At 71.2% G+C, this 16,037-nt stretch carries 10 protein-coding genes; 1 reads left to right on the forward strand and 9 read right to left on the reverse strand.

The window, feature by feature from the left end:
* Window positions 1-43: 43 nt before the first annotated feature.
* The 3 genes from QQG74_RS29485 to QQG74_RS29495 are packed head-to-tail and all read right to left on the reverse strand — an operon-like array spanning window position 44 to window position 3,127.
* Window positions 44-1,735, reverse strand: a complete 1,692-nt coding sequence (locus tag QQG74_RS29485; RefSeq protein WP_341717900.1) for a S8 family serine peptidase — start codon at window positions 1,733-1,735, stop codon at window positions 44-46.
* Window positions 1,736-1,770: 35 nt separating this feature from the next.
* Window positions 1,771-2,154 carry a hypothetical protein gene (locus tag QQG74_RS29490; RefSeq protein WP_341717901.1) on the reverse strand — a complete coding sequence of 128 codons (384 nt, stop codon included), beginning with the start codon at window positions 2,152-2,154 and terminating at the stop codon, window positions 1,771-1,773.
* A 13-nt stretch (window positions 2,155-2,167) separates the two neighbouring features.
* Window positions 2,168-3,127: an EamA family transporter gene (locus QQG74_RS29495; protein ID WP_341717902.1), complete on the reverse strand. Its 960-nt coding sequence runs from the start codon at window positions 3,125-3,127 to the stop codon at window positions 2,168-2,170.
* An 86-nt stretch (window positions 3,128-3,213) separates the two neighbouring features.
* Between QQG74_RS29495 and QQG74_RS29500 the strand changes: the two genes are divergently transcribed.
* Entirely contained in the window at window positions 3,214-3,762 is a 549-nt protein-coding gene (locus QQG74_RS29500; protein WP_341717903.1) for a CGNR zinc finger domain-containing protein, read from the forward strand.
* A gap of 22 nt (window positions 3,763-3,784) precedes the next feature.
* On the opposite strand, the gene QQG74_RS29505 is transcribed toward QQG74_RS29500, so the two are convergent.
* The 6 genes from QQG74_RS29505 to QQG74_RS29530 all read right to left on the reverse strand — a co-directional run bounded on the left by QQG74_RS29505 (window position 3,785) and on the right by QQG74_RS29530 (window position 16,029).
* Window positions 3,785-5,194 (reverse strand): class II fumarate hydratase, encoded by a 1,410-nt coding sequence (locus QQG74_RS29505; protein ID WP_341717904.1) that lies wholly within the window; start codon window positions 5,192-5,194, stop codon window positions 3,785-3,787.
* 45 nt (window positions 5,195-5,239) lie between these two features.
* Entirely contained in the window at window positions 5,240-8,218 is a 2,979-nt protein-coding gene (locus QQG74_RS29510; RefSeq protein ID WP_341717905.1) for a BTAD domain-containing putative transcriptional regulator, read from the reverse strand.
* A gap of 5 nt (window positions 8,219-8,223) precedes the next feature.
* Window positions 8,224-11,208, reverse strand: a complete 2,985-nt coding sequence (locus tag QQG74_RS29515; RefSeq protein WP_341717906.1) for a BTAD domain-containing putative transcriptional regulator — start codon at window positions 11,206-11,208, stop codon at window positions 8,224-8,226.
* Between the two features lie 208 nt (window positions 11,209-11,416).
* Window positions 11,417-13,087 carry a fumarate hydratase gene (locus tag QQG74_RS29520; protein WP_341717907.1) on the reverse strand — a complete coding sequence of 557 codons (1,671 nt, stop codon included), beginning with the start codon at window positions 13,085-13,087 and terminating at the stop codon, window positions 11,417-11,419.
* 77 nt (window positions 13,088-13,164) lie between these two features.
* Window positions 13,165-14,613 carry a PQQ-binding-like beta-propeller repeat protein gene (locus QQG74_RS29525; protein ID WP_341717908.1) on the reverse strand — a complete coding sequence of 483 codons (1,449 nt, stop codon included), beginning with the start codon at window positions 14,611-14,613 and terminating at the stop codon, window positions 13,165-13,167.
* Window positions 14,614-14,772: 159 nt separating this feature from the next.
* Window positions 14,773-16,029, reverse strand: coding sequence for an MFS transporter (locus tag QQG74_RS29530; protein ID WP_341717909.1), 1,257 nt, complete (start codon window positions 16,027-16,029; stop codon window positions 14,773-14,775).
* Between the last annotated feature and the right edge of the window lie 8 nt (window positions 16,030-16,037).

Raw genomic sequence — 16,037 nt, forward strand, 5'->3', positions numbered from 1 at the left:
CAGCCTCCGGGTAACCGCCATTCCGACAAAACGGTGCTCGGGACTATCGGTGGGACCTCAGCGGGGTGGTCACCGCCGCGTGGGCGTCGATGATGCCGTGACCGTAGAAGCCGTTGAAGTTGGTCGGGCCGGCGCAGTAGGCGTCGAACTCGGCCGGCCGACCCTCGTTGGCGTAGCTGACCAGGCGCGGCTGCGGGCAGGCGCGCTCGGCCGCCGTCCGGTAGAGCTGCTGCTCGACCACGTCCGGTGCCAGACCGAAACCGCCGCCACGCTGCGCCTTGCCGTACCGGCTGACGATGAGCGCGGCCACCCCCGAGGCGTGCGGGGCCGCCATCGAGGTGCCCTGGAGGTACGTGAAGTAGGCGCACGCACCGTTGGGCTTGCACTCCTTGAAGACGAAGGTCTCGGCGCCCGGCACGATGTTGCCGTCCTCGTCGACCGTGCCCTCCTCCTGGAGGACCTTCTTCGGGTACGTGGACAGGATCATGTTGGCGTCGGTGCGGAACGTGTCGGTGCCGAAGCCGTCCCGGAACCAGCCACCGGGCGCGGCCACGGCCGTCTGCTCGGTGCCGTAGTTGGAGTAGTCGGACTTCTGGCCGGACGGGCCGACGGCGGCGACGCTGATCACGTTCGGCCCCTCGGTCGGCATGTTCCAGCAGCTGTTGTTGTCGATCTCCCGGGGGTACGGCGCGACGTCACCGTAGTTCGGGCTGGAGATGTCGGTACGCGGGTCGCCCAGGTCCTCGTGGTTGTTGCCGAGCGCAGCGACCAGGGTGACGCCCCGGTCGTGGGCGAAGGTCAAGGCCCGCTTCATGGCCCGGATGGTGGCGCGCTGCGCCGCCTGCGCCGCCGGGGAGTCGGCCGGGTTCGCGGTGCAGTTGTACAACCACGGGTCGACGTAGAAGGACATGTTCACCACGTCCAGACCGGACCTACCGGCGTGCAGCAGGGCGTTTACCACGGGGTTCAGGAAGAAGTAGCCCGAGTCCTGCCCGCCCTTGAGATTGACCAGGGAGACCTTCGGGGCCACCCCGGAAAGGCCGAAGCCGTTGGCGGCGGCACCGATGGTGCCGGCCACATGCGTGCCGTGCCCGCCGTCGTCGGTGCCGGCCGGGTCGAGGCAGCTCGGCACCTCGCACGGCCCGTCGATCTCGGGGATGTCCGGCGCGAAGTTCCGCGAGAGCCGCCAGTCGAAGTTCGGGGCGATGTCGGGGTGGCTCGCGTCGACCCCGGTGTCGAGTACGCCGACGGTGACCCGGCGGTCGCCGGCCTCCACCTTGCGCGCCTGGTCGGCCCGGATCATCGCCAGACCCCAGAGCTTGTCGTCGAGCGGGTCCAGCTTGGCGGGTTTCTTGCCGGGCTTCTTGCCGGCGCCCTTGGCGGTCGCGGCGGCCAGCAGGTGTTCCTGCTCGATCCGGTCCAGCTTGGGCTTGCGACCGATCGCCTTCTCTTCGGCGGCCCCGATCAGGGCCGCGGCGGTGGCCACCCGCGCCTGGAAATCAGCCCGGTCGCTGGTCACCTGGAACACGCCGACCTCGTCGGTCCGGGACACCACGGTCCCGCCGGCCGACCGGATGGCGGCGATCGCCGACTCGGCGGCGTATCCGTCCTCGGCGACCACGGTGAAGGTCCGGACGGCCGCTGGCTCGGCACTGGCCGGCACGCTCAGACCGGTCACCGTGAGTGCCAGTGTCGCCGCGGTCGCGACCACACCGGCGGTGAAGCGCTTGCTCACCACATCGAATCCTCTCGTTGAGGTATGTGGCGTCATCAGACATCAACACATGCTGTTCCGCCAGCCCACCGCCGGGTACCTGACGATAATTCCGGTTCGCTGGGCAGGTCAGCCAGGACGGCGGGCAACTCGGCCAGGGTGGACACCGCCGCCGCCGGCACGACCCCACCAGGTAGTTGCTCACCGCGCCGGTGCAGCCAGATCGCCCGCAGACCGGCTCGCTGCGCACCGACCACATCGTGCGCCGCTAGCTCGCCGAAGACCGCGTCCCAGTCCGACTCCAGGTCCGCCCGGGACACGCCGGCAGCCGCTGGGGTCAACCGCCGCATCTCCTCCGGTACGACCACCAAGCCGCCGGTGATGGCCGGGCGCAGATCGAGCAGGGTTTCGTCGGCGTCGAACACCACCGTGCTCAGCATGGCCTCCACAGTGTCACGTCAGGGCCGGCTCTGCGGCCTCCGTCGGTGCCGGTTCGACGGGCGTACGCAGCTCGTCGAGGCGGACCAGGGCCACCCCGGCGACGATCAGCGCACCGCCGAGCAGCTGCACGATCGTCGGCAGCTCGCCCAACACCAGCCAGGCGATCAGCACCGCGAACATCACCTCGGTCAGTCCGACGAAGGAAGCCAGTCGGGCGCCCAGGATGCGGGTGGCGGCGACCCCGGCCAGATAGGCCACCACCGCCGCCACCAGGGCGAGACCGGCGATCGGAAGCAGCCAGCTGGTGCGCTGGCCGGCGAAGTCCACCGCGCCGAAGGTGGCCCGCAGCGGCAGCGCCCCGACCAGGCCGAGCAGCAGCAGCGCACCGGCACCGACCGCCATCCCGCCGCTGGCCATCACGATCGACGGCAGTGCGGCGTCGATCCGGCCGGCGAGCACGAAGTAACCGGCGAGCCCGACCCCGGCGCCCAGCCCCCAGAGCACACCGACCGGGTCGAGCCGACCGGCCCCGGTCAGGTCGAGCACGAAGACCAGGCCGGTCAGCGCCGCCACCGAGCCGGCCACGGTCAGCCGGCGCGGTCGCTGCCCCTGCACCAGCCAGGTCCAGCCGACGACGAGGATGATGCCGAGATACTCCAGCAGCAGCGCCACGCCGACCGGCAGGTAGCGCACGGCGTTGAAGAAGCACACCTGGGCGAGGGCGACCCCGAGCAGCCCGAAGACCCCGATCGCGGCGAGGTTGCGGCGCAGCACCGGCCAGCGTCCGCGCAGGATGAGCAACGCCGGCAGGGCCAACACCAGAGCGGCGATGCCGACCCGGGCGACGACCACCGCCTCGGCCGACCAACCGGCGTTGATCAGCGAGCGGGCGAAGGTGCCCGAGGTGGCGAAGGTCACTGCGGAGATCAGCGCCAGGGTGAGGCCGACACCGGTAGCGGGAGGTTGGCGCATCGGGGCTCTCCTTGGCAAAGCTGGTCGCCATGGGCAAGCTATGGTTACACCGATGACGCTAAAGCGGGGTCGCGACAGGGGTCAAGTTGCTTTTCGCCCATGACACGGAATGTTCGCTCACCGCCGCCGCCGCGCTTGTCAACACCGGCGGTCGGGACGGCGAAGGGCTACCGGACGTCGCCGCCCTGGACGCCTTCTTCACCGCCCACGCCTACACCGGCCGGCACGAACACACCGAGGCCGAACTGCGGACGGTACGCGCACTGCGCCCTCGGCTCCGCCGGATCTGGTACGCCGACGTCGACGAGATCGTCGCGATCGTCAACGGGCTGCTCCGTGAGCACCGCGCCCTGCCCCAGCTCATCACGCACGACGACGAGCCGTACCACCTGCACGCCGTTCCGCGCGACGCCCCGCTGGCCACCCGGATGGCGGTCGAGGCGGCGATGGCGGTCGCGGACGTGGTCCGCAGCGGTGAGCTACGCCGGCTGCGTACCTGCGAGCACCCGGACTGCGACAACGTACTCGTCGACCTGTCCAAGAACCGGTCCCGTCGCTTCTGCGACGCCGGCTGCGGCAACCGCGCCGCGGTCAGCGCCTACCGCGCCCGCAAGGCCGCCGCCACCCGCCCCTGATCCCAAGCCCGGTCGCGGCCGGTCAGGGATGGGTCATCCGGAGCAGGTCGAGCGCCTCCGCCAACTGGGTCTCACTGAGCTTGCCCGAGTCGAGGTGACCCCGGGCGATCACCACCTCCTTGATGGAGATCTGCTTGGCCAGCGCCTCCTTCGCGATCGAGGCGGCCTCGTCGTACCCGAGGTAGCGATTGAGGGGGGTGACGATCGAGGGCGAGCCCTCGGCGTACGACAGACAGACCTCGGCGTCCGCGACCAGGCCGACCACGCAGCGGTCGGCCAGCAGGCGGCTGGACGCGGCAAGCAACCGAATCGACTCCAGGATGTTGCGGGCCATCACCGGAAGCATCACGTTCAGTTCGAAGTCGCCCTGCGAACCGGCGAAGGCCACCGTCGCGTCGTTGCCGATGACCTGGGCGCAGACCTGCCGGACGGCCTCGCAGACCACCGGATTCACCTTTCCGGGCATGATCGACGAACCTGGCTGGAGGTCTGGGATGCGCAGCTCGCGCAGACCGGCTCGGGGGCCCGAGCCCATCCACCGGATGTCGTTGGCGATCTTGTAAAGACCTACCGCGACGGTACGCAGCTGCCCCGAGGTCTCGACAAGTGCATCGCGTGCGCCCTGCGCCTCGAAATGGTTACGCGCCTCGGTCACCGGCAGCCCGGTGGAGGCACGCAGCTTCTCGATCACCCGGGCCGCGAACCCGAGCGGGGTGTTGATGCCGGTGCCGACCGCCGTACCGCCCAGCGGCAGCTCGGCCAGCCGGGGCAGCACCCCCTCGACCCGCTCGATGCCGTAGCGGAGCTGCGCGGCGTAACCGCCGAACTCCTGCCCGAGGGTCACCGGGGTGGCGTCCATCAGGTGGGTACGCCCGGCCTTGACCACCGTCTCGAACTCCGCGGCCTTCGCCTCAAGCGCACCCGCCAGGTGATCCAGCGCCGGCAGCAGATCGCGGGCGACCGCCTCGGTGGCGGCCAGGTGGATCGAGGAGGGGAAGACGTCGTTGCTTGACTGCGAGGCGTTGACGTCGTCGTTGGGGTGTACGTCCCGGCCCAGCTCCCGGCTGGCCAGGCTCGCGATCACCTCGTTGGTGTTCATGTTGGACGAGGTGCCGGAGCCGGTCTGGAACACATCGACCGGAAACTGGTCGTCGTACCCGCCGTCGGCGACGTGCGCGGCAGCCGCCGCGATCGCGGCGGCCACGTTCGGGTCGATCACTCCCAGATCACCGTTGACCTCGGCTGCCGCCCCCTTGATCTGCGCCAGTGCCCGGATCTGGGCGGGCTCGATCCCCCGCCCCGAGATCGGGAAGTTCTGCACCGCCCGCTGCGTCTGTGCCCGCCACAGCGCCTCGGCGGGCACCTCCACCTCGCCCATCGAGTCGCGTTCGATCCGGTAGCCCGTCGCCTCTGGAGTCGTCACGCGTACCATCCTGCCGCGCCCCGGCCCGATGTGCAGATGATCGCGGCAGCCAGCTCAGGGCAGCTCGGCGAGCAGCCGGCGTACCTCGTGCTGCTCGGGCACGTCGAGTTGCTCGAACAGCGCCAGCGCCCGGGTCCAGTGGATGCGGGCCGCCGCCGGATCGGTGGAGCGCAGACAGCGGGCCATGCCGTCCTGCGCGCGGGCCTGCTCGTACCGATGGTTGATCTTCATGGTGTCGGCAAGCACCCGACGGTGCAGATCCAGCGCGCTGGCGCCGTCGCCCTGTGCCAGCAACGCGCGTGCCAGCAGGTTGCGCGAGCTGCACTGCCCGACCCGATCGCCGGCCTCGGCCAGCACGATCAGGGCCTCGCGATGCAACGCCGCGGCTTCCACCGGCCGCCCCGCCTCCCGCTCCATCATGCCCAGTTCGTTGAGTACCTCGCCCTCGTACACGGCGTTGCCGACCACCCGGTGCAGGCGCAGCGACGCCCGCAGCAACCGCCGGGCGGGCAGCACATCCCCCATCCGGAAGCGGATCGCACCGAGATGACCCAGCGCGTTCGCCAGCTGCCGGCGGTCAGCCAGCTCCCGGCTCATCATCAGGTGCTGACGGCTGATCACGAGCGCCTGGTCGTAGCGACCCCAGACGAACAGCAGAAAGGCCATGTTGTTGAGCAGGACGGACCTCTCGGCGTACCGGTCGGGCGAGCGCAGCAGTTGGGCCGCCTCGTTGAACAACTCCAGACTGCGTTGGTAGTCGCCGTTGACGAGGTACGCGCCGCCGAGGTTCCACAGGAAGCTCGCCTGCGGGCCGGCGAGTCCCTGCCGGCGGCACAGCTCGACCGCCTGTTCCATGAGCCGGATGGCTTCCGACAATCGGGCCAACCGGAAGTACGCCGAGGCGAGATAGTTAAGCATCAGGGCCCGGGCCGACTCGTCACCGAGTGACGTGGCCGCCCGCAGCCCGGCGCTGTGTATCTCGATCACCTCGTCGAGCTGCCCACCGTTGAAGAACGGCCACCAGCACGCTCGCGCCAGCTGCCAGCAGCGTTCGGCCACGGCGCTCTCCGCCCACCGGCACAGCGCGAGCAACGCCACCCGGTGCTCGTCGAACCAGGCCAGCCCCTGCCGGGCGGCGACCGTGCTGAGATCGGGGCGGCGCGGGGCCGGTGGAGTGAAGTTCCGTCGGTTCCCGATCGACTCGAAGCCGCGCGCGATCTGCACGGCCGTGGCCAGATGATGGTCGAGCAGCCGCGCCAGCGCCGCGTCGCGCTCGGCCGGGTCGGCCAGCTCCGCGAGCAGCCTGCGGGCGTACTCCCGGACCAGGTCGTGCAGCCGGTACCGGCCCGGCTCCGGCTCCTCGACCAGATGCGCGTCGACAAGTTCGTCGAGCACGTCCTGGGCCTCGGCCAACGGCAGCTCGGTCAGCGCGGCGGCGACCGTGTTGTCGAAACGAACACCGGGATGCAGGCTGAGCAGCTGGAACATCCGCTGCGCCGCCGGTGCCACCTGGGCGTACGACAGGGCGAAGGCATCGCCGACGGAACGCTGCTCGGCCGCCAGCTCGGCCAGCGGATCACTGGTGTCGCGCAGGCGTTCGAGGAGGTCCGTGATCCGCCACCGGGGCCGGTGCGCCAGCCGCGCGCCGGCCAGCCGGATCGCCAGGGGAAGGTAGCCGCACCGGCGTACCACCTCGTCCGCCGCCGCCGGATCGACCACTACCCGCGCCTCCCCGGCCACCCGGGCGAGCAGTTCGACGGCCTCCGCCGGATCCAGCACCGGCAGTGAGGACGGGTGCCCGCCGTCGAGGTTCACCAACCGGCGTCGGCTGGTGATCAGGGTGAGACACCCGGCACCGGTGGGCAGCAGCGGGATGACCTGTTCGGCGTCGCCGGCGTTGTCGAGCAGCAGCAGGATCCGCCGCGCGGCCAACTCGGTGCGCCACATCGCGAGCCGGTCGTCCAGATCCACCGGAATCCGCTCCGGTGGGACGCCGAGCTGCCGGAGCAGGGCCGCCACGGCCGCAGCCGTGGTCAACGGGGTACGCGCGCTGTGCCCGTGCAGGTCGATGAAGAGCTGGCCGTCGGGGTACTGGTCGCTGAGGCGGGTCGCCAGGTAGACCGCGAGAGTGGTCTTGCCACTACCCGCCATCCCGTCGATGAGCTGGACCCTGGCCTGGTCATCCTCGATCTCCTTGACCAGCCGCGCGATCGTCTCCTGCCGTCCGGTGAAGTCGCTGATCACCCGGGGCAGCGCCCGAACCGGCGGCCTCGACCGCGGCCCCGACCCGGCGACGGCCAGGTCACCGGCGAGCAACCGCTGGTGCAACTCCTGCAACGCGGTACCCGGCTCGATGCCCAGTTCCTGGGCGAACCACCGGCGGCCCTGCTGATAGACGGCGAGCGCGTAGGCGTGCCGGCCGACGCTCGCCAGGGCGAGCATGAGCTGCTCACGTAGCCGCTCCCGCAGGGGCTGGCGCTCCACCGCCTCGGTCAGCTCGCCGATCAGCTCGGCCGCCAGACCGAGCCGCAGCTCGACATCGACGCATTCCTCAAGCGTGTCGAGTCGCCGTTCGTCCAGGTCATGGGCGCGCGACCGGACGCTGGGGCTGGTGATGCCGTCGAGGGCCGGGCCGCGCCAAAGGGCCAGCGCCGCCCGGAAGTGCCGGCGGGCTTCGACGAGCCGACCAGCGGTCAGGGACGCCCGCGCCGCGCACACCTCGCTGCCGAACACCTCGGCGTCGAGTTCGCCGCTGCGGGTCAACACCCCGTAGCCGACCGGATCGGTGACGATCGTCTCCGGCGGGATACCGAGCGCCGCGAAGCGCTGCCGCAGGCGCGAGACGCAGGTCTGGAGCTGAGCCCGGGCGGTGGCGGGCGGCCGGATCTCCCAGACCGCGTCGACCAGCTCGTCCACCGGGACGATCCGGCCGGCCCGGAGCAGCAACACGGCCAGGACGATGCGTTCCCGCCCGGCGGTCAGCGTGCCCTGGCCGCCAGCGACCTGGAGAGGCCCCAGAATTCCGAATCGCATCCGGATCACACCGGTGGCAGCTCGTCCAGCTGCCGCTCGACCTCAGCAGCATCGGGCGACTCGACCTGACGCAGCAGCGACAGCGCCCGAACCCAGTGGGACCTGGCCGCGACCGGGTCGCGGTCCCGCACGCAGCGGGCGATGCCGTCAAGCGCACGCGCCTGCTCGTAGCGGTGCTCGATCCTCGTGGCGTCGAGCAACACCCGCCCGAACAGGTCCTGGGCGCTGCGTACGTCGCCCTGGTCGAGAATGGCGCGGGCCAGCAGATTGCGGGACGCACACTGGCCGACCAGGTCCCCGACCTCGCTGATCAGGATCAGCGCCTGCCGGTGCAACGCCGCCGCCTCCTCCGGCCGGCCGGCCTCGCGCTCGATCACACCGAGCTCGTTGAGCACCTCGCCCTCGTTGAACCGGCTGTCTACCTCGCGCTGAAGGGCCAGCCCCGCCCGCAGCAACCGCCGCGCCGGCCCGATGTGTCCCAACCGATGGCGCACGATGCCGGTGTGCCCCACGGCGTTCGCCAGCTGCCGGCGGTCACCAAGCGCCCGGGCCAGCATCAGGTGGTTGCGGCTGGCCCGCAGCGCCTCCTCGTACCGGCCCCAGGAGATCAGTGCGAAGGTCAGGTTGGTCAGCAGAGCCGCCTGCTCAGTTCGCTGGTCAGCGCCGCGCAGCAACGGCGCCGCCTCCCGGAAGTACGCGGCGGCGCGGCGTGGGCCGCCACTGGTGGAGCTGGCGATGCCGAGGTTCCACAGCGCGTTCGGCAGCAGCTGGGACAGCTCGTTGCGCCGGCACAGCTCGACCACCCGCTCCAACAGCCGGATCGCCTGCGCGAAACGGGCCAGCCGGAACTCGGCGGAGGCGAGGTAGTTGAGCAACAGCGCGGTCGCGGACTCGTCGCCGAGAGTCTCGGCCGCCCGCAGACCAGCATTGTGCGTCTCGACCAACTCATCGAGGTGCCCGCCGTTGTAGAGCAGCCGCCAGCAGGCCCGAGCCAGCTGCCAGCAGTGCCGGGGAAAGTGTTCCTCCGCCAGTCTGACCAGCGCCACCAACGTCGAGCGCTGCTCGTCGAACCAGGCCACCCCGCGAGCGGCGCAGACCGCCACCAGGTCGGGTCGCGGCGGATCGGGCAGGGTGAGGGTACGCCGGCTGATCGGCTGCTCGACCTGTCGGCTGATCGTCGCGAGCACGTGCAGATGGTGATCGAGCAGCCGGTGCAGCGCGGCCTGCCGTTCCGTGGCGTGGGCCGGTTCGCTCAACAGCGTCCGGGCGTACTCCCGGACCAGATCGTGCAGCCGGTACCGGCCGGGTTCCGGCTCGTCCACCAGATGGGCGTCGACAAGTTCGTCCAGCAGGTCCTGTGCCTCGGGCAGCGGCAGGTCGACCAGGGCCGCGGCGACCGTGCTGTCGAAGCGTACGTCCGGATGCAGCCCGAGCAGTCGGAAGGTCCGCTGCGCGGCCGGCGACACCTGCGCGTACGACAGGGCGAAGGCGTCCCCGACGGAGCGTTGCCCGGCGGCCAGTTCGGCAAGCGTGTCACGGCTGCCGGCAAGCCGTTCGGCCAGATCGGCGATCCGCCACCGGGGACGGTGCACCAGTCGGGCGCCGGCCAGCCGGATCGCCAGCGGCAGATAGCCGCAGCGGCGTACCACCTCGGCGGCAGCTGCCGGCTCCGCCGCCACCCGCTCACCGCCGGCCACCCGATCGAGCAGCTCGATCGCCTCGTCCGGGGCGAGCACGGGCAGGGACGACGGTCGCCCCCCGTCCAGACCCACCAGCCGGCGCCGGCTGGTGACCAGGGTCAGGCAGCCGGGGCCGTTTGGCAGCAGTGGCGTGACCTGCGCGGCGGTGGCGGCATTGTCCAGCAGCACCAGGGCACGCCGGTCGGCAAGTTCGGTACGCCAGCGGGCCACCCGGTCGTCCAGCTCGACCGGGATGCGCTCGGCCGGCACCCCGAGCTGCCGCAGCAGGGTGGCCAGCGCGGCGGCCGGGCTCAGCGGCGCCCGCTCGCTGTGCCCGTGCAGATCGATGAAGAGCTGGGCATCCGGATACTGGTCGGCCAGCTGGGTGGCCACGTGCACGGCCAGGGTGGTCTTGCCGCTGCCGGCCATCCCGTCGATCAGTTGGAGCCGGGTCTCCCCTTCCTCGATCTCCTTGACCAGCCGGGCGACCGTCTCCGAGCGGCCGGTGAAGTCGCTGATCGACCGGGGCAGCCCGCGTACCGGGGCGGTGTCGCGGCGGGTCGAACCGGCGACGGCGAGATCGCCGGCGAGCACCCGCTGATGCAGTTCCTGCAACCCGGCACCCGGCTCGATGCCGAGTTCCTCGGCGTACCGGCGGCGACCTTCCCGGTACAGCACGAGCGCGTCCGCCTGCCGGCCGACCGCCGAGAGCGCCAGCATGAGCTGTCCGCGCAGGCGCTCCCGCAACGGGTGCTGCTCCAATCGCTCGCTCAACTCGTCGAGCAGCGCCGCCGCGTGGCCGAGCCGCAGCTCGACGTCCACACACTCCTCGAACACCGCGAGGACCTGTTCGTCAAGCGCCTGGGCCCGCCGCCGCACGCTCTGATTCGGAATCCCGCTGAGCGCCGCCCCACGGGACAATTGCAGCGCGGCCCGGAACTGCCGGCGCGCGTCGATCAGCTGCCCGGTCGCGAGCGCGGCCCGAGCGGCATCGACGTGGCGGGCGAAAACCTCGGTGTCCAGTTCGCCGGGAGCGGTGTGGACGCCATAGCCGACCGGGTCGGTGACGATGGTCTCCGGCGGCAGCCCGAGGCCGGCGAAGCGCTGTCGCAACCGGGACACGCAGGTCTGGAGCTGAGCTCGGGCGGTGACCGGGGGATGCTCTTCCCAGATGGCGTCCACCAGCTCATCGACCGGCACGATGCGGTTGGCCCGCAGCAGCAGGACTGCGAGTACGACCCGGTCTCGACCTGCGGTGATGGTGGTTTCGCCCGCACCGACGCGCAGTGGCCCCAGGATCTGAAACCGCATCCGCTCCCCCGCCCCGGCGATGGTGCAACTTCCAGCAGAGTAGCTCGGCGATCACCGATAGTCCCATCGAGCTGATAGTGATCTGAGAGTGGATCGACAGTGGAAGGTCGGAGACTGTTCCGGGTTGCACGCGCTGCAATCGACGGGGGCGGTGCGCCCGCTCAGTGGGGCGGGCGCACCGATGTCGAACGGCGGCCGGGCGGCCGGGTCAGCGGCGGCCGATGGTGAGCACCGGCTTGGTCACCTCGGCGAAGAAGTCGTTGCCCTTGTCGTCGACGACGATGAAGGCCGGGAAGTCCGCCACCTCGATTTTCCAGATCGCCTCCATGCCCAGCTCCGCGTATTCCAGGACCTCCACATGCCGGATGCAGTCCTGGGCGAGCCGAGCGGCGGGGCCACCGATCGAGCCGAGGTAGAAGCCACCGTGCTGCGCGCAGGAACGGGTCACCTGCGCGGACCGGTTGCCCTTGGCCAGCATCACCATCGACCCGCCGGCAGCCTGGAACTTCTCCACGTACGCGTCCATCCGGCCGGCGGTGGTCGGGCCGAACGAACCGGAGGCGTAGCCCTCCGGGGTCTTCGCCGGGCCGGCGTAGTAGACCGCGTGGTCCCGCAGGTACTGCGGCATCGGCTCGCCGGCATCCAACCGCTCGGCGATCTTGGCGTGCGCGATGTCCCGGGCGACCACCAGCGGGCCGGTGAGCGAAAGCCGGGTCTTGACCGGGTACTTGGCGAGTTCGGCCCGGATCTCGTCCATCGGACGGTTCAGGTCGACGTGGACCACCTCGGAGCTGTCCAGCTGCGCCTCGGTGACCTCGGGCAGGTAGCGGGCCGGGTCGGTTTCCAGTCGCTCCAGCCACACCCCCGACGGGGTGATCTTGGCGACCGCCTGCCGGTCCGCCGAACACGACACCGCGATCGCCACCGGGCAGGAGGCGCCGTGCCGGGGCAGCCGCACCACCCGCACGTCGTGGCAGAAGTAACGCCCGCCGAACTGCGCGCCGATGCCGAAGTTGCGGGTCAGCTCCAGCACCTCCGCCTCCAACTCCAGGTCCCGGAAACCGTGGGCGCTCATCGAGCCGGAGGTGGGCAGCGCGTCGAGGTACTTCGCGGAGGCGTACTTGGCCGTCTTCAGGGCGTACTCGGCGCTGGTGCCACCGATCACCACGGCCAGGTGGTACGGCGGGCAGGCCGAAGTGCCGATCAACCGCAGCTTCTCCTCCAGGAACTGCATCATCCGCGTCGGGTTCAGCAGCGCCTTGGTCTCCTGGTAGAGGTACGACTTGTTGGCCGAGCCACCGCCCTTGGCCATGAAGAGGAACTTGTACGCGTCCGGGTGCCCGTCCGGGTCCTCGGCGTACAACTCCACCTGGGCGGGCAGGTTGCTGCCGGTGTTCCGCTCCTCCCACATGGTCAGCGGGGCGAGCTGGGAGTAGCGCAGGTTGAGCCGGGTGTACGCCTGCCACACACCACGGGAGATCGCCTCGGCGTCGGTGCCGTCGGTGAGCACGTGCCGGCCACGCTTGCCCATCACGATCGCGGTGCCGGTGTCCTGGCACATCGGCAGCACCCCGCCGGCGGCGATGTTGGCGTTGCGCAGCAGGTCCAGCGCGACGAACCGGTCGTTCGGCGAGGCCGCCGGGTCGTCGATGATCGAACGCAGCTGGGCCAGGTGCGCCGGACGCAGGAAGTGCGCGATGTCGTGCATCGCCTCGGCGGTCAACGCGGTCAACGCGGCCGGGTCCACGGTGAGGAACCGCCGACCACCCGGACCGTTGACGACGTCGACCCCCTCGTCGGTGACCAGGCGGTACTCCGTCTGGTCGGGACCGGTCGGCAGCAGGGGCGCGTACGAGAATTCGGCGGCGGCACTACTCATGTCGAGAAAGCCTAGGGCAGATGGCTCGACCGGTCCCACCCGCCGGGTGGGGTGCGCTCATCCGTCCCGGTGGACGGTCACTTGCCGGTGTCCGGGGCCACACACAACTCGTTCTTCGGACCGCAGCTGTCCTGCGGTCGCGGGCCATCGCCGGGGTTGGCGGGCCCGAGCGCCGGGCCGGTGCCGTCGCCCGGGGGAGCACCGTCGCGCGGTGGGTCGCCCGCGCCGAACCGGACGTACCCGATCTCGCGCCCCTCTCCGATCACCATGCCGGCCGGCCCGACCGCGAGCGCATTCGCCGAGGTGCGCAGCACCGCCAACTCCAGTCCGGTGCGGGGATCGAGCGCCGCCAGGCGGTTCGGCTTCTCGTCGGCCAGGACGACGGCGTACGGCGTCAGCGCGGCACCCGCCTTCGCACCGGCCGGCCGGTTCCACCGCACCTGGCCGGAGCCGAGTTCACGGGTCGAGACCGCACCCCGATCGCCGGTACGCACCACCGCGTACCGGTCGTCCACCGCGAGCACCCGTTCGGCGTTCTCGACCACCAGCAGCAGCCGCCCGTCGTACCCGTCGAGCACCGTCTCCCGGCCGTCGGGCGCTACCCCGACCAGCACGTTGCGGGCACCGTACGGGTCCTCCCGCTGCACGCACCCGGCGCTGTCGGCGGTACGCAGGTTGAGCCCGGCGCGCTGCCACGTCTCCTGCCCGCTGGCCGGATCCCGGCCGGAAATGGCGAAGTAGCAGCTGCCGTCCTGGGACCGGGCGGCGATGTGCAGCAGGCGTCCCCCGATCACCGCCAACCGCTCGTCCCGACCGGGTTCGACGTTCTGCAACACCCGGCCGGTGGCGGTGTCGACCACGTGCACCCGGCCGTCGACCGGGAAGCCGAGCAGCGGTGGCACCGCTTCCGGGCCGGCCACCTCGTCGTGGATGCGGGCGGTGGTGAGTCGACGGGTGTCGAGCAAATTCGGGTTGTCGGCGAACAGGCCGCTGCTCACCCCCGGCAGGAAGGCGGTCCACAGCGGAGCGGTCCCGCGCGGTTCCCAGGCACTGAGGGTGCAGTCCGTCGCCTCGACGCAACGCGCGTCGAGCAACAGGTTCCGGTAGGTCCAGACCGCCACCGCGTCGTCGTCCCGCCGCCGGGTCGCCCCGGTCGTCGGGTCGAGCACCTCGTACCCCTTGACCAACAGCCGGCCGACGACGACCACGGCTTCGGCACCAGCGCCGGCCACGGCGGTCCAGTCGGCCTTCCGCTCCCACAGTTGGCTGCCGGCGGCCAGGCTGCGCGCCTCGACCCGGGTACGCTGCTCGACCACCACGGCGTCACCGGCGATCGTGACGCTGCGCGGGGTGCCACCGATCCGTTCCTGCCAGACCACGTCCGGCTCGGAGATCGGCTGACGGCGGTTGACCCACTCCCACATTCCCGGAAACGGATTCCACACTCCGGTCGCCGCGAGCACTACCACGATGATCAGGCCGAGCAGCAGCCCGCCACGTACGCCGAGGCCGCTCCCCTTCGCCACCGGAACACGGTAGCCACCCACACCCCCCACCGCCCGCACCCCACCGCGTGTCGTGCAAGGAAGGGCCCCTTATTAACGTCTCAGGTAGTAAAAGGGCCCCCTTTTAACAACCACAGCACGACGCGGCGATCGCCGGGCACGGCTCATCGCCGGCACGGCTCATCGCCGGGCACGTGCCGGGGTGAGGACCGGCCACAGGGTCAGGGTGGCGATTACCGATGCGGCACCGGCGACGGCCATCACCACACCGGGCGCGAGCGTCTCACTGAGCACGCCCGCGCCCGCCGCCGCCAGCCCCTGTGCGGCCATCATGCCGGTGCTGAGCAGTCCGAACGCCTGCCCCCGGCGTACCTCGGGAACCGCGTCGAGGAACCGCCGCGCCAGCCCGAGCTGATAGGCGAACCCTGCGGTGGCCACCGCGAACAGCGCCGCCGCCGGTATCAGCGCCGGTGTGGCCAGGAACGCCAGCATGGGCAGGCCGAGCAACAACGCCAGCCACGGCGTCCACCGTTCGCGGCGGGCCGGCGCCACGAACCGCCCCACCAGCAGGTCACCGACAAGCATCCCGCCCGCGCCGGCCATCAGCAGTACGCCGGCATTCGCGCCCGGCCCCAGGTCGGCCGCGTACGGTACGGCGACTCCTTCCGCGCCGACCAGCAGCGAACCGGGCAACCACTGGGCGAGCAGCAGTCCCCGGATCCGACGGTCGGCGAAGAGTTGCCGGTTGACCCGCATCGTCTCGCGGACCGCTCCGGTCCGGGCCGGCCCGTCCGGCGCCGAGATCGAGTGCGACCGGGCGGGACGGCGGGCCAGGCCGACCCGCACCATCAGCGCGGACAGACCGCAGGTCGCTGCGGTGAGCCAGAGCGCACCGTACGGTCCGACCAGGCCGAGCATCAGGCCACCGAGAGCGAACCCGGCCACCTGGGTACCGCCGGCCGCCACGCTGAACAACGAACGTCCCAGCACGTACGCGTCGCCGCGCAGCAGTTCCGGCAGCAGCGCGTTCCGGGCGGCGCTGCTGACCGGGCCGAACAGTGCCACCACCGCGACCAGACCGAGCATCGCCGAGGGGGAAAGCAGCCCGGTGGCGAGTACCGCGACCATGGCCAGTCGCAGCAGGTCGTAGCCGACGATCAGTCCGCGCGCCGGCCACCGGTCGGCCAGCGCCAACAGGAACAGCCCGCCCAGTGCGTGCGGCAGGAACCCGGTCACGTACGCCAGGGCGGCCAGTAGGCCGGAACCGGTGCGTTCGTAGACGAGCACGGAGAGGGCGAGCATCTTCACCGTCTCGCCGATCATGAAGACGCCGAAGCTGGCGAAGACCACCCGGAACTCGGCGACGGCGAAGACGTCCCGGAAGGTGGCCGGCCGGTCCGGCGTCCTCGGGGCTGCCGTCGTACTGCTGCTGTTCACGCTGGCCA

This window comes from Micromonospora sp. FIMYZ51 (genome assembly GCF_038246755.1).
Classification (GTDB): Bacteria; Actinomycetota; Actinomycetes; order Mycobacteriales; family Micromonosporaceae; genus Micromonospora.